Genomic DNA, 12,594 nt, shown 5'->3' with positions numbered 1-12,594 from the left:
CCTCATGCTCAGAGCGAGCCCGATTACCTATGCTTTCAGCAATATCGGGGAAATACCCGACAATCGATGAAAAGAAAAAGGGCGCCGCTGGCGCCCTTTTTTGCCTCAGAACTCGCTCCAGTCCGCGTCCAGAGCGGCATTGCCCTTGCTGAGATAGGATTTGGCCGCCTTGTGCAGCTTGCCCTGCAATCCGCGGGCGCCCTCGGCAAGGGATTTCGTCACCTTGCCCGGCGCCGGCTCCGGCCGGGCGGCACTTTGTTCCAGCGCGAAAATATCGACGATCCGGTCGAGCTGGCTCGCCTGGGCCTCGGTCTGCTCGATCGAGGCATTCATTTCCTCGACCAGGGCGGCATTGTGCTGGGTCATCTCGTCCATGGTGCGCACGGCGGTATTGACCTCCTCGATCGAGGCGGCCTGCTCGCGGCTTTCCCGGGCGATGCCGTTCATCAATTCGCTGGAGGCGCGGGCCGAGGTGAGGATTTCCTCCAGCCGCGCCGCCGCCTCCGAGACCAGCCGCGATCCGCCCTTGACCTCGCCGGCGCTCTGCTCGATCAGCGCCTTGACGTCGCTCGACGCCTGCGCCGCGCTCTGCGCCAGCCGCCGCACTTCCACGGCCACCACGGCAAAGCCCTTGCCGGCCTCCCCGGCTCGCGCCGCTTCCACCGAAGCGTTGAGCGCCAGAAGATTGGTCTGGAAGGCGATGTCGTCGATCAGCCCGATAATATTGGAGATCTTGGCCGAGGAGGCCGTGATCCGCTCCATGGCCTCATTGGCATTGGCCATGACCTGTCCACCGGCTTCGGCCGTATGGGTCACGCCGCTGGCCACACCGCTGGCCTCCCGGGCCCGCTCGGCATTAGCCATGACCGTGGCGGCCAATTGCTCCATGGCTGCCGAGGTTTCCTCGATGGTGGCCGCCTGCTTGGTGGTGCGCTCGGACAGGTCGTTGGCGCCCGAAAGGATTTCGCCCGTAGCGGTCTTGAGGGCGCGGGACGTGTCGCGCAATTGGCCCACGATATCGGTCAGCTTGTCCGCCACTGCATTGGTGTCGGCCTTGAGTCGCGCAAAGGCGCCCTGGTAATCGCCCTCCATGCGGCGGGTCAGGTCGGTATCGGCCAGGGCCGACAGCACCGAGCCGGTTTCGGCCAGGCCCCGATCCACCGTTTCCACCAGTCCATTGACCGAGCGCGCCAGCGCATTGAGCTCGTCATCGGGAAATTCGGTATCGACGCGCCGCGAGAAATCCCCGGCAATGGCGGCGTCCACTACCTGTCCGAAGGCCCGCTGCAAATCCTGCATCATGGCCGCACGCTCGGCCTGGCCGGCGACGATGCGCGCCGCCTCGGCCTCGGTCATTTCGTTGACCTTGAGCGCGTTCTCGCGGAACACTTCCACATTGCGGGCCATGGCGCCGATTTCATCGTGCCGCCCGCCGCCCTCGACCGCCACCGAGAGCTCGCCATTGGCCAGCGCCTCCATGCTGGTCGTCAGCCGGGTAATCGGCCGGGTGATCGTGCGGGCGAACAGCATGCCCAAGAGAGCGGCGATGGCCAGAAGCCCCCCGCCCACCAGCATGGTCATGTTGCGCATCTCGACGACCGCGGCATAGGCCTCATCTTCCGGCTGCACCGCCGCCACCGCCCAGGTGACGCCGCCCACGCTGACCGGCGCGGCCCGCACCACCATGGGCGCGCCGCGATAATCCTGGCTGATGCCCTCGCCGCTCGCCCCTTCAAGCGCATTGTCGATCGCGTCGCTGCTCAGCCGCGTCGCCAGCACGTCGCTCTCCTCGGTGCGCGGGGATTCGGTGCGCAGCAGCCCATCGGCGCCCACCACCACCACTTCGCCGCTGAGACCGAGCCCGGAAAGCCCCGAAACACGCGCGCTCACCGCCTCGGGCGAGATCGACAGCACCATGACGCCGGTATTCTCATCCTTGTCATAGACCGGCATGGCCATGAAGCTCTGCGCCCCGCCGGCCGGCTCGTAGAAGGAGAAATCGACAAAGGCGGCCTGCCCGTCCGGCAGGTCCTTGGCCGCAGCGAAGGCCCGGCCCAGCCCGGAATCGTCGGCGGCGACATTGCTGGCAAAGTCGATATTCTTGGCCACCGAATAGACCACGTCGCCCGTCGCGCTGATCAGCAGCACGTCGGCATAATGCCGCTCCTGCATCAGCGTGCGGAAGCCGGGATGAAACCGCTTGTGCGGCGCATCATAGGTGGCGCCCTTGATATTGCTGTCCACCGCCGCCCGGTCCTCGGGATTGGGGCTCTCGATGACATAGGCGAGCTGCAATTGCTGGGCGGCGCGCTCGGCCAGGCCCATGCGCAATTCGTCCAGCGCCCGGGCGAGGTTCTTCATCGCCGTCACCGTGTCCGAGCGCTGCACGAAGAGCCGGAGGTCGACCTCGGCGCTGCCGTAATAATCGCTGACCAGGGCCGTCGCCGTGTTGAGCGAGGCCTGCATCGACTGGTCGCGCTGGTCCTGAACCGTGCCCAGCCCGATCATGTAGCTGGCAATGCCGACCCCGGCGCTGACCAGCAGCGCCGACCCCACCAGCGCCAGCGGCAATTTCTGCGCGAGCTTGAGACGCGGCAATACCTTCATGGATACTTCTCCCCCCCCAGCGACGATCTCGCGATCCGGCCTTTTTGGCGCGCGACGCGATTCCTCCGATCGACTGGGCGAAAACGATACAGGCTTGGGATTAATCACTCCTTACGGATAAATCCCATTGGCATCGCCGCCGCACGGGCATGGCCATGCGAGATGCTTCACAGTCGATTATCCCCGACCCCCAAGCAAAACGCCCCCGCCTTGCGGCAGGGGCGCTGGACATAGGGATCGGGGAGGCGCTCAGGTCAGCGCGCCGATCACCGCCTCGATGCGCTTCTTCATCGTCATCGCGTCGAAAGGCTTGATGATGTAATTGTTGACGCCGAAAGAAATGGCTTCCTTGACCTGCTCCTTGTCGGAGCGCCCGGTGGCCATGATGAAAGGCATGGCCTGGGTGCGGGGATGCTTGCGGATGACCTTGAGCAGGGTCAGCCCGTCGATATCGTCCATGTTCCAGTCAGAAATGATCAGGTCGACATTGGACTTTTCGAGCTTGCCCAGCGCATCGCGCCCGGATTTGGCCTCGATGATGTCCTTGAACCCCAATTGGGTGAGAATATACTTGGCGATACCGCGCATCGACTGCTGGTCGTCAACGATCAGGACGCTGACAGCGCTTGCTTTTGGCATGGTTTTTCTTACCTCTACGCGCCTACGGCCTTCGGGCCGCACTTGCACCGACTCTAGGGGCCAAGCGTTACAATTCTATCAACCGCACCGGGCGCATTGTTCCGGCCGGCTCAGGCGGCGGGGCGGAGCTTGACCAGCGCATTGGCGAGCTTGGCCGCGATCTGCTCCAGCGGCACCTGCTCGACCACCGCGCCCTCCTCGAAGGCGACGCGCGGCATACCATAGACCAGGGCCGAGGCCTGGTTCTGTCCCAGCGTATAGGCGCCGGCCTCGCGCATCAGCTTGAGCCCCCGCGCCCCGTCGCGCCCCATCCCGGTCAGGATCGCGCCCACCGCCAGCGGCCCCACAATCTTGGCCACCGAAGAGAACAGCACGTCGACGCTGGGCCGGTGCCCGCTTTCCAGCGCTTCCTGCCCCAGCCGGCACTTGAGCTGGCCCGCGGAGCGTTCCACCCGCAGATGATGGTCGCCCCGCGCCACATAGGCATGGCCGGCCAGAAGCGGCATCCGGTCGGCCGCCTCCACCACCTTGAGCGCGCAGAGTTCGTCCAGCCGCGCGGCAAAGCGCCCGGTAAAGCCGGCGGGCATGTGCTGGGCGATGACCACGGGCGGACAATCGGCCGGCAATTGCGACAGCACCGCGCGGATCGCTTCCACCCCCCCGGTCGACGCCCCCAGCGCGATCATCGCGCCCTCCGGCGCCGCCGCGCTGCGCAGAACCGGCTTGACGGCCTCGCCGCGGCTGGCCGAGCGGCCGCGCACATCCGATTTGGCCGCGGCACGGATCTTGTCGCGCAGGGAGGCTCCGAACGCATCGAGCCCGCCGGCGAATTCCGCGCTGGGCTTGGCCACGAAATCCACCGCGCCCAGTTCCAGCGCCAGCAGCGTTTCGCTGGCGCCTTTCTTGGTCAGGGTCGAGACCATGACCACCGGCGTCGGCCGCAGCCGCATCAGCTTTTCGAGGAAAGCCAGCCCGTTCATATTGGGCATTTCGATATCGAGCGTCACTACGTCCGGATCGAGCGCCTTGATCTTCTCGCGCGCCTCGATGGGATCGACCGCCGTGCCCACCACATCGATATCGCCGTCCCGCGTCAGCATGCGGCCGAGCACCTCGCGGATCAGCGCTGAATCGTCGACGACCAGAACCCTGATGCCCATCACGCGGCCCGCCTGCTCAGTTTTTCACGGCTCTGGTAGATGGTCTTGCCCACCAGCCGGAAGCCCTCGCCACCCGAACCCAGATTTTCCGAATGCCCGATATAGAGAAAACCTTCCGGCGCCAGCATTTTGGAAAAGCGGCCGAACATCTCTCCCTGGGTGGGCTTGTCGAAATAGATGGCGACGTTGCGGCAGAAGATGGCGTCGAACGGCCCCTTCATCGGCCAGGGCCCGATGAGATTGAGCGGCTTGAACGAGACCAGCTCCCGCGCCGCGGCCGGAATGCGGATCGTACCGTCGCCATTCTTCTCGAACAGCCTTGCCCGCTCCGGCGCAAGGCCCGTCAATTCGCTCTCCGGATAGAGGCCCTGCCCCGCCTTGGCGATTACCGCCGTATCGATATCGGTAGCCAGGATTTTGAAGTCCCAGCGCCTGAGATCGGGAAAGGCCGCCAGGAGGTCGAGCGCGATGGTATAGGGCTCCTGGCCGGTCGAGCAGCCCGCCGACCAGATGCGCAACCGGCTGCCGCGCGGCCTTTCGGTCATCAGCGCGCCGACATGGGCCCGCAAATGCTCGAAATGATGGTCCTCGCGATAGAAGCGCGTCAGATTCGTGGTCAATGCGTTGACGAAATCCTGCCCGTCCTTGGCCGAGCCGCCCCGATCGAGATAATCGAGATAGGCATCGAAACTGGGCAGGCCCAGCGCCCGCAGGATCTTGGAAAGCCGCGATACCACCAGCGTCCGCTTGGCGTCGGACAGTGCAATTCCGGCGACCGAATAGACCCGGGCCTTGATCCGCCCGAATTCCCGCTCGCTGAGGGAGAATTCTCCCTGTTCCATGCCGTTCTTCCTCGTTCGCCGGCTTCTTCCGGCTAGCTCGCGCGGCGGACGAAAACGGTCTCCTGACCGATCCTGTCGCCCGCCCTGCCGGTCCGCATTGCGGGTCGTTCCGACGCCGCTTCGTCCTGCGCGTTTGCCGCGATACTGGTCCGCGCATTGCTTAGATTGCGTAAATGCTCCCGCAGCGCTTCGGTGATTTTTTGCATCTCGCCAGCCTCGCCGAGACCCTCGCGCGCCTGCACCCGGCCCTTGTCGGCGATGGCGCGGATATCCTTGGCCGAGCGATTGGTCGCCTGCGCCAATTGCCGGACCTCGTCCGCCACCACCGCAAAGCCCGCTCCCTTCTCGCCCGCCCGGGCCGCCTCCACTGCCGCGTTCAGCGCCAGCAGATTGGTGCGGAAGGACACGTCCTCGATGCCCGCGCTCATCCTGTCGATATCGCGCGCCATGATGTCGATATCGCCCACCAGCGCCGCGATGCGTCCCGCCGCCACTTCCGCGGCATCGGCAAGGTTTTCCGCCTCCCGCCCCGCCTGCCGGCTTTCGGCCAATTGCGCTTCCAGCGCGGCCAGTCTTTCCACCTGTCCCGAAAGGTCCGCCTGCCCGTTTTCCGCCGCTGCTTCCAGCGCCGCGGCGCGGGTTTCGAACTGACCCAGCAGCGTCTTGACCGCAGCCAGCCGGGCCTCGAGGCCCTGGCGCACATCGTCCGCCTCGCGCTGCCGGTCGAGCAAGGCCTCCACCATGTCGAGCACGCGCTGGCCTTCGGCCGCCAGCGGCAGGCCGGGATCGGCGGCTCCATCCGCCTGCCCGGCAAGGATGGCGCGGAACTGCGCCATGCCCGCATCCAGCCGTTCCAGATTGGCATTGAGCAGCGCCAGGGCCGGATTGGCCTGGGCCGCTTTCGTTTCGAAGCGGAAGCTGCTCTGGCCACTGCCCAGCGCCCCGGCCAGCGCATCCAACTCGTCGTCATCGAGATAATGGCCCGCCGGCCGCATTTCCAAAAGATAGCGGCCCGATGGCAGGGCGTGCCGGGCAATGATCAGCCGCCGCCCGCCAAGAAGGGTTAGCCCCTCTTCGGGCGCGCCGCCGCCCGCCAGGTAGCCGGCGCCGAAGAGGGCACCCAGGCTCTGCCCCTCATGCACACCCGGCGCCAGCAATTCGGCGCCTCGGCTCATCGCCAGGATCGTGCCATCGGCATCGACCACCAGGGCGACGATGTCGAGCGCGCCGATGGCGGCGCGGAAATGATGCGCCCGGTCGAGCCTTGCCCCCAGCAGATGCACGATATCGGCCATTTTCAGCTTGACCCCGGGCGGCGCCTCGAGGCCCGCTGCCAGGGTCATTGCTCGCAGCTCGGCCTCGTCGCGCCGATCGAACAGGTATCCGCCGGCAAGGCTTCCGGCCGCCGCCAGCCCCACCAGGCTTCCGCAAATTGAGAACCAGGCCGGGCCCGGCCCCAGCGCCAGCAGCAGGCCCACCGCGATCATCCCCGCCAGCAGCCAGAGGCCGCAGGCGCCCAGCATGAGCTGGAAGCCGCGCCCATGCAGGCTCGAATCGGTCGATGTGGCGGAGCGGTCCGGCATGAAAAAGTCCTAGCCGGAGAATGGTTAATCAAGTCTATAGCGCCGCCCGGCCCGGTAAGACCTTTGCAAGGTCTCCGCCGACGGATCGGTCTAGAACAGCTCGATATCGCTGACCGCAGCCGGCACCACCACGCGGCGGCGGGCGATGGCCAGTTCTTCCCGGGCCACATTGGCGCCGATATCGCTGTCGAGCCGCTTGACGAAGGCGCGCCCCGAATGCGGCTTGAACAATACCCGCCGCGCATAGGTGCCGCCCAGGTCCTGGCTCGTGGCCACATAGCCTTCATCGACCAGGAATTGCCGAACGAATTCGATATTCTTGGCGCCCACATCGTCCAGGGCCGAATTGATCTTGCCGCCGCCGAAGATCTTGATCTCCAGGTTGGCCTTCCGCCCCGTGCCCTGGCTCAGCACCTTGTTGATCAATTGCTCCATGGCGAAGGCGCCATAGCGGGCCGAGGCCCCGTAGCGGTCGCGGGCGGCGCCGGATTGCTCGGCGAGCAGGAAATGGTTCATGCCGCCGACATTGGCGACGCGATCCCGGATGCAGGCCGCGACGCACGACCCCAGAACGGTGGAGAAGGTGACATCGGGCAGGTTGGACACATGGCAATCGCCCTGATGGACATTGGTTACCACCCCACGATCGAATTCGGGTGGCAGGGAAGAAGTAAGGGCCATCGGTCGCTGGGAAACCTGTGCGGGCAAATCGACCCGGATCGTAGAGGAGAACTCGTTAGCCAATTGCTAACCACAAAGGCGGAGCGGGCTGGCACGATCAGGCACGGCAAGGAGAGGTTTAGAAATGGGGGGATAGGGTGAGCGCATCAGGGCTAGGGTAAATATTCGATGTCATTGCAGAAACTGGCAAGGGAACTGGACGAGACGGCGCGGCAGACCGCGTCCATGCTGGAAGGCATCACCGAAGCCCTGGATATCCTGGCCGATCGGCAGATCGCCGCCGATCCCAGCGTCCAGCATGCCATGCAATTGATCGTCACCGCCCTCCAGGGCCAGGACCGCATCGAGCAGCGCTGCCACAACATGGCGCTGGCCGTACGCCAGTTCGCCCTCCTGCCCCCCACCGCCCCCGACAGCGTCTATGACGAAATCTGGGCCAGCCTGACCCTGGACGAACTCCGCGTCCCCGCCCTGTCCGGCATCGCCGCCCACCAGGTGCACGGCGAAGCCGAATTGTTCTAACGCCCCTTCCGCTGCATGCATTCGAAAAGGCGCCGCAAGGCGCCTTTTGCGTGTCGGTGCTTGACAAGGATACGCACACCCCTTATTTAACCATTATATTAATTAATGAGGTCGTTAAATGCAAAAGGCCTCCGACCCGATGAGCGTGACGCTCTCGGCGCTGGCCGATCCGACCCGTCGCGCCATCCTGGCCCGGCTGGCCGGTGGCGAAGCCAGTGTCGGCGAGCTTGCCGCGCCCTTCGATATTTCGCTGCCCGCCATTTCCCGGCATCTCAAGGTGCTGGAGGAGGCAGGCCTGGTCTCGCGCAGCCGCAATGCCCAATGGCGGCCGGTGCAGCTCCAGGCCGCGCCCTTGCGCGATGTCGCCGCCTGGATCGAGGAATATCGCCGCTTCTGGGACGAAGGCTTCGATAAGCTTGATGCCCTCATCGAACACCTGACCAAGGGAGACAGCGATGTCTCGAACTGATCCCCAATTGGGCCATTGGCTCGATATCGAGCGCCGTTTCACCGCACCGGCCGGCCTGCTCTGGCGGCTCTGGACCGACGCCGATTGGCTCAAGCGCTGGTTCGGTCCCAAGGATTTCACCTGTCCCTCCTACAGTCTCGATCTGCGCCCGGGCGGGCGCTATCGCGGCCTGATCCGGGCCGAGCAATATGGGGATAGCTGGTTCGGCGGCGCATTCCGCGAAATCGTGCCACACGAAAAACTGGTCATGAGCTTTGCCTGGGAACGGGATTCGGGCCTCACCGACGCCAATGAAATTACGCTCACCTGGCGCGAGGTCGATGGCGTCACCCTCCAGCACTTCCGCCAGGGCCCCTTCGCCGACAGTGCCGAGCGCGACAGCCATCGCGACGGCTGGAGCGAATGCATCGACAAGGAAGCGGCCTATCTCGCCACCCGGGAGGAGAAATAAGCATGAAGAAGACCTATAAGGGCTCCTGCCATTGCGGCGCGGTGCATTTCGAGGCCGATGTCGACCTCGCCTCCCCCAGCCAGCGCTGCAATTGCACCTATTGCCGCAAGACCCGCTACTGGAAGAGCTTTGTCGGCACCGACGATATCCGCCTGCTCTCGGGCGAAGCGGACCTGGCCGATTACCGCGCCCCCGATTCGCAATGGCCCGAGGACCATATTCACCACCGCTTCTGCCGCCATTGCGGGGTGCAGCTCTTTTCCAAAGGCTATCTCGACATGGCGCCTTTCAACGGCTGGTTCTACGCCCTCAACCTCGCCAGCCTCGATAATGTGGACGAAGCCGATCTCGCCGCCGTGCCCATCATCTACGAAAACGGCATCGCCGACCGGCAGGACCAGCCCCCGGTCCATTCCACCTATCTCTAGTGTCCAACACTACACCCTGCCGCCCGTCCCCCTCCCGAGCGCCGCTAGGCCCTCGCGGACCCAAGCTCTGTTTGCCCTCCCCGCAAGGGGGAGGGTGCCGCATCGCGTTGTCGAACGATCCAGCCCCAACCACAACTCGTCACCCTCGGGCCCGACCCGAGGGCCTGCCACCACACCCCAAGGCGGCGGCTCCGGCCCGAGGGTGGCGATGAGCACGATAGAAACGGCCCAAAATAAAAAGGGCGCCCGGGGCGCCCTTCAAAATTCCATTGCGGTGAACCGGCCCTAGCCATCCATCTTCGCGCCGGTCACCACGGCATGCAGGTCGATGAGCCCGACCATGCGATTGTCATGGGTGACGATGCCGTTGAGCAATTCGGTGTCGATGGCATTGCCCTCGGGCACGTTGTGGATGTCGTCGCGATTGACGGTGAGGATGTCGCTCACCGCATCGACCAGGATCCCGACCCATTTGTCGCCGACGCTCATCACCACCACGACATGGTTCTTGGTGGGCGCGGTCTGGCCGTCGCCGAAGCGGGCGCGCAGGTCGAAGATCGGCACGATCGTGCCGCGCAGATTGATGACGCCGCGCACGAATTCTCTTGTATTGGGCAGGGGCGTCGCGCCGTTCCAGGCGCGGATTTCGCGCACCGTCGTGATTTCGACCCCATAGGTCTGCTCGCCGATGGAAAAGGCGATCAGCTGCAGGCTGTTCTGCCCGGCAGCGGCACTCTTGTCGCTCATGTCGTCGCGAAGGCTAAGGGCTTCCATTTCTCTGCCTTTCCAATGCCCGTCCTGGGCAGCTCATTCACTCTATCGCGCCAGATGACGCCAATGTCTTAACACCAGGCCCGCAAATCAGGCCGCATTCTGATGGATATGGGTGCTGCGCAGGCCCTGCACGTCCACGATCAGCGCCACATTGCCGTCGCCCAGGATGGTGCCGCCGGCAATGCCGTCCACGCGCTCGAAATTCTCTTCGAGACTCTTGATGACCACCTGCTGCTGGCCGATGATATCGTCCACAACCAAAGCCACCTTCTGGCTGCCCTCGGTCTCGCACAGCACCACGAACTGCTCCTCGGCCGCCACCGCATTGGGCAGGCCGAACCGCTGGCCCAGATCGATGACCTGTACATATTCGCCCCGCACCTGCAGCACCCGTCCACCCGAGGGCACGCGCTCGAAATTGGCCCTGGAGCATTGCATGGTTTCCACGATCGAGGAGAGCGGCACCACATAGGGACCGCCGCCGACCTTGACCAACATGACGTCGAGCACGGCCAGTGTCAGCGGCAGGCGCAGCGTCATGCGCGTGCCCTTGCCGGTCCAGCTCCGGACATGCACCGAGCCGCCGATTTTCTTGATATTGGAGAGCACCACGTCCATGCCGACGCCGCGCCCGGAAATGTCGCTGACCGCCTCGGCGGTCGAAAAGCCCGGGGCGAAGATCAATTGGTCGATCTGCTCGTCGGTCGGGGTGATTTCGGGCGCCACGATCCCCTTGTCGCGCGCCAGCTTCAGCACGCGCTCGCGATTGATGCCGGCGCCGTCGTCCTCGACGATGATGAGGATATTGCCGCCCGCCTGCTCCGCCGACAGCCTTATCGTGCCGGTCTCGCCCTTTCCGGCGGCCAGCCGCCTTGCCGGATCCTCGATGCCGTGATCGGCCGAATTGCGGATCATATGGGTCAGCGGATCGGAAAGCTGCTCGATGACCGTCTTGTCGATCTCGGTATTCTCGCCGATCGTTTCAAGCTTGATCTTCTTGCCGGTCTTGCTCGCCAGTTCCCGCACCAGCCGCGGCATGCGCGAGAACACCGATTTGACCGGCTGGGCGCGGATCGCCATCACCGAATCCTGCAGGCCCCGCGTGGTCTGGGCCAGCACTTCGAGCCCCCGCACCAATTCGGTATAGCGGGCGCGCAGCGTCTCATCCATCTGCTGGGTCAGCATGGATTGGGTGATGACCAGTTCGCCCACCATGTTGACCACGCGATCCACCTTGTCGAGATCGACGCGGATCGATTGCACGCCGACGCTGCGATGGCCCTCATCGCCCTCGCCCGCGGCCGGCAGCGCCTTGGCCGCCGGCATGGCGGGCTTGGCCGCCTGCGGGGCTGGGGCGGGCTGGATGGCTTCGGCCAGGGCCGTGAAGGACAGCGCCGGCGCTTCCTCGAACGCGTCCTGGGCGCCGGCCGGCGCCGCCTCGGGTTCGGGCGCAAAGTCTTCGGGCGGCGCCACGGGCTCGGGCAGATCCGCCACCAGCGGTCCCCCGTTCATCTCGTCCTCGGTGAGGGCCAGCAGGCTCGATAGGTCCGGCTCGTCCTGCGCCGCTGCGGCGGCTTCGACAGCCGGGCTATCCTCGAATGAGGCCCCGGCAAAAGGAGCGGACCCGGCCTGGGCGATGACGATGTCGCAATCGCCGTCGACGAATTCGAACACTTCCCGGATCGCCGCTTCGCTCAATTCCGGCGCCGACAGCGTGATCTCCCAGGAGCAATAGACCGCAAAGGGCTCGAAGTCGGACAGCGGGGGCACCTCGCCCAGCCGCGCCACCACCTGCATTCGCCCCAAGGCCGCCAGTTCGCGGAACAGCAGCAGCGGATCGTTGGCACGGGCATAGAGCGCCCGATGCGGGGTGAAGCGGATTTCCCAGCTTCCCGTCTCGGCCTGCATCGGCGGCGCCTCGAAAGCGTCTGCCACCGGGGCCTCGCCCGATGCCGGGGCGTCCAGATTGACCATGACGGGGGTGAACTCGATATCGAAATCCTCGATCGGCTCGCCTTCCTCGTCCTCGGCGCTGTCGCCGCGCGCCAGGGCATCGAAGCGCGCCTTCTCATCGGCGCCGTAATCGGCCGGCAGATCGTCCCCGGACTGGGCGGCATTGACGTGATCGGCGACGATGTCATTGGCCCGGATGCACAGGCTCACCACCTCGTCGGTAAGCTCCACCCGCCCGTCGCGGACATAATCGAGCAGGGTTTCATAGGCATGGGCAAAGCCCACCATGGCCGAAAAGCCGAAAGCGCCGGCGCCGCCCTTGATCGAATGGATGGCGCGGAAAACCGCGTTCAGCCTGTCGGCATCGCGCTCGCCGGCCTCGATGGCGGCGAATTGCTCTTCGAGCTCGGTGAGCAGCTCCGAGCATTCGTCGAAATAGGTGGCCTTAAAGTCGTCGAGATCACTCATCTACGCCTATCCAACCC

12 protein-coding genes are annotated in these 12,594 nt (G+C 65.1%); 4 read left to right on the top strand and 8 right to left on the bottom strand.

Going from position 1 to position 12,594, the window contains the following annotated elements; translation table 11 throughout:
- Positions 1-105: 105 nt before the first annotated feature.
- The 6 genes from A3840_RS19930 to A3840_RS03120 form a co-directional block, all read right to left on the bottom strand.
- Entirely contained in the window at positions 106-2,607 is a 2,502-nt protein-coding gene (locus tag A3840_RS19930; RefSeq protein ID WP_067451705.1) for a methyl-accepting chemotaxis protein, read from the bottom strand.
- A 249-nt stretch (positions 2,608-2,856) separates the two neighbouring features.
- A complete protein-coding gene (locus A3840_RS03140; protein WP_067451702.1) occupies positions 2,857-3,246 on the bottom strand; it encodes a response regulator in 390 nt (129 codons plus the stop codon).
- Positions 3,247-3,356: 110 nt separating this feature from the next.
- Positions 3,357-4,406 carry a protein-glutamate methylesterase/protein-glutamine glutaminase gene (locus A3840_RS03135; protein WP_067451699.1) on the bottom strand — a complete coding sequence of 350 codons (1,050 nt, stop codon included), beginning with the start codon at positions 4,404-4,406 and terminating at the stop codon, positions 3,357-3,359.
- Positions 4,406-5,248 (bottom strand): CheR family methyltransferase, encoded by an 843-nt coding sequence (locus tag A3840_RS03130; protein ID WP_067451696.1) that lies wholly within the window; start codon positions 5,246-5,248, stop codon positions 4,406-4,408. Before A3840_RS03130 ends, A3840_RS03135 begins: the two co-directional genes overlap by 1 nt.
- Before the next feature lie 32 nt (positions 5,249-5,280).
- Positions 5,281-6,831, bottom strand: coding sequence for a methyl-accepting chemotaxis protein (locus tag A3840_RS03125; protein WP_067451693.1), 1,551 nt, complete (start codon positions 6,829-6,831; stop codon positions 5,281-5,283).
- A gap of 90 nt (positions 6,832-6,921) precedes the next feature.
- Positions 6,922-7,512, bottom strand: a complete 591-nt coding sequence (locus A3840_RS03120; protein WP_067451690.1) for a chemotaxis protein CheD — start codon at positions 7,510-7,512, stop codon at positions 6,922-6,924.
- A 168-nt stretch (positions 7,513-7,680) separates the two neighbouring features.
- Here A3840_RS03120 and A3840_RS03115 point away from each other — a divergent pair, with 168 nt between their 5' ends.
- The 4 genes from A3840_RS03115 (at position 7,681) to A3840_RS03100 (ending at position 9,382) form a co-directional block, all read left to right on the top strand.
- The gene (locus A3840_RS03115) at positions 7,681-8,034 is read left to right on the top strand and encodes a hypothetical protein (protein WP_067451687.1); all 354 of its coding nucleotides are present in this window, start codon (positions 7,681-7,683) and stop codon (positions 8,032-8,034) included.
- A 118-nt stretch (positions 8,035-8,152) separates the two neighbouring features.
- Complete coding sequence (locus A3840_RS03110; RefSeq protein WP_067451684.1) at positions 8,153-8,503, top strand: ArsR/SmtB family transcription factor; 351 nt, start codon at positions 8,153-8,155, stop codon at positions 8,501-8,503.
- Entirely contained in the window at positions 8,490-8,954 is a 465-nt protein-coding gene (locus A3840_RS03105) for an SRPBCC family protein (RefSeq protein WP_067451681.1), read from the top strand. The genes A3840_RS03110 and A3840_RS03105 overlap by 14 nt, the downstream gene beginning before the upstream one ends.
- A 2-nt stretch (positions 8,955-8,956) precedes the next feature.
- Positions 8,957-9,382, top strand: a complete 426-nt coding sequence (locus A3840_RS03100; RefSeq protein ID WP_067451677.1) for a GFA family protein — start codon at positions 8,957-8,959, stop codon at positions 9,380-9,382.
- Between the two features lie 285 nt (positions 9,383-9,667).
- Here the strand turns inward: A3840_RS03100 and A3840_RS03095 are convergent, their stop codons facing one another.
- Complete coding sequence (locus A3840_RS03095; RefSeq protein ID WP_067451674.1) at positions 9,668-10,156, bottom strand: chemotaxis protein CheW; 489 nt, start codon at positions 10,154-10,156, stop codon at positions 9,668-9,670.
- Between the two features lie 87 nt (positions 10,157-10,243).
- Positions 10,244-12,577, bottom strand: coding sequence for a chemotaxis protein CheA (locus A3840_RS03090; RefSeq protein WP_067451670.1), 2,334 nt, complete (start codon positions 12,575-12,577; stop codon positions 10,244-10,246).
- Positions 12,578-12,594 lie beyond the last annotated feature (17 nt).

The organism is Devosia elaeis, from assembly GCF_001650025.1.
GTDB classification, from domain to species: domain Bacteria; phylum Pseudomonadota; class Alphaproteobacteria; order Rhizobiales; family Devosiaceae; genus Devosia; species Devosia elaeis.
The sequence above is the reverse complement of the archived record's forward strand: the minus strand, read 5'-3'. Positions and strand labels throughout refer to the sequence as shown.

Excerpts from the sequence above, each read along its gene's own strand:
- A3840_RS19930 (WP_067451705.1), bottom strand. The coding sequence starts at position 2,607 with ATGAAGGTATTGCCGCGTCTCAAGCTCGCGCAGAAATTGCCGCTGGCG.
- A3840_RS03140 (WP_067451702.1), bottom strand. The coding sequence starts at position 3,246 with ATGCCAAAAGCAAGCGCTGTCAGCGTCCTGATCGTTGACGACCAGCAG.
- A3840_RS03135 (WP_067451699.1), bottom strand. The coding sequence starts at position 4,406 with ATGGGCATCAGGGTTCTGGTCGTCGACGATTCAGCGCTGATCCGCGAG.
- A3840_RS03130 (WP_067451696.1), bottom strand. The coding sequence starts at position 5,248 with ATGGAACAGGGAGAATTCTCCCTCAGCGAGCGGGAATTCGGGCGGATC.
- A3840_RS03125 (WP_067451693.1), bottom strand. The coding sequence starts at position 6,831 with ATGCCGGACCGCTCCGCCACATCGACCGATTCGAGCCTGCATGGGCGC.
- A3840_RS03120 (WP_067451690.1), bottom strand. The coding sequence starts at position 7,512 with ATGGCCCTTACTTCTTCCCTGCCACCCGAATTCGATCGTGGGGTGGTA.
- A3840_RS03115 (WP_067451687.1), top strand. The coding sequence starts at position 7,681 with ATGTCATTGCAGAAACTGGCAAGGGAACTGGACGAGACGGCGCGGCAG.
- A3840_RS03110 (WP_067451684.1), top strand. The coding sequence starts at position 8,153 with ATGCAAAAGGCCTCCGACCCGATGAGCGTGACGCTCTCGGCGCTGGCC.
- A3840_RS03105 (WP_067451681.1), top strand. The coding sequence starts at position 8,490 with ATGTCTCGAACTGATCCCCAATTGGGCCATTGGCTCGATATCGAGCGC.
- A3840_RS03100 (WP_067451677.1), top strand. The coding sequence starts at position 8,957 with ATGAAGAAGACCTATAAGGGCTCCTGCCATTGCGGCGCGGTGCATTTC.
- A3840_RS03095 (WP_067451674.1), bottom strand. The coding sequence starts at position 10,156 with ATGGAAGCCCTTAGCCTTCGCGACGACATGAGCGACAAGAGTGCCGCT.
- A3840_RS03090 (WP_067451670.1), bottom strand. The coding sequence starts at position 12,577 with ATGAGTGATCTCGACGACTTTAAGGCCACCTATTTCGACGAATGCTCG.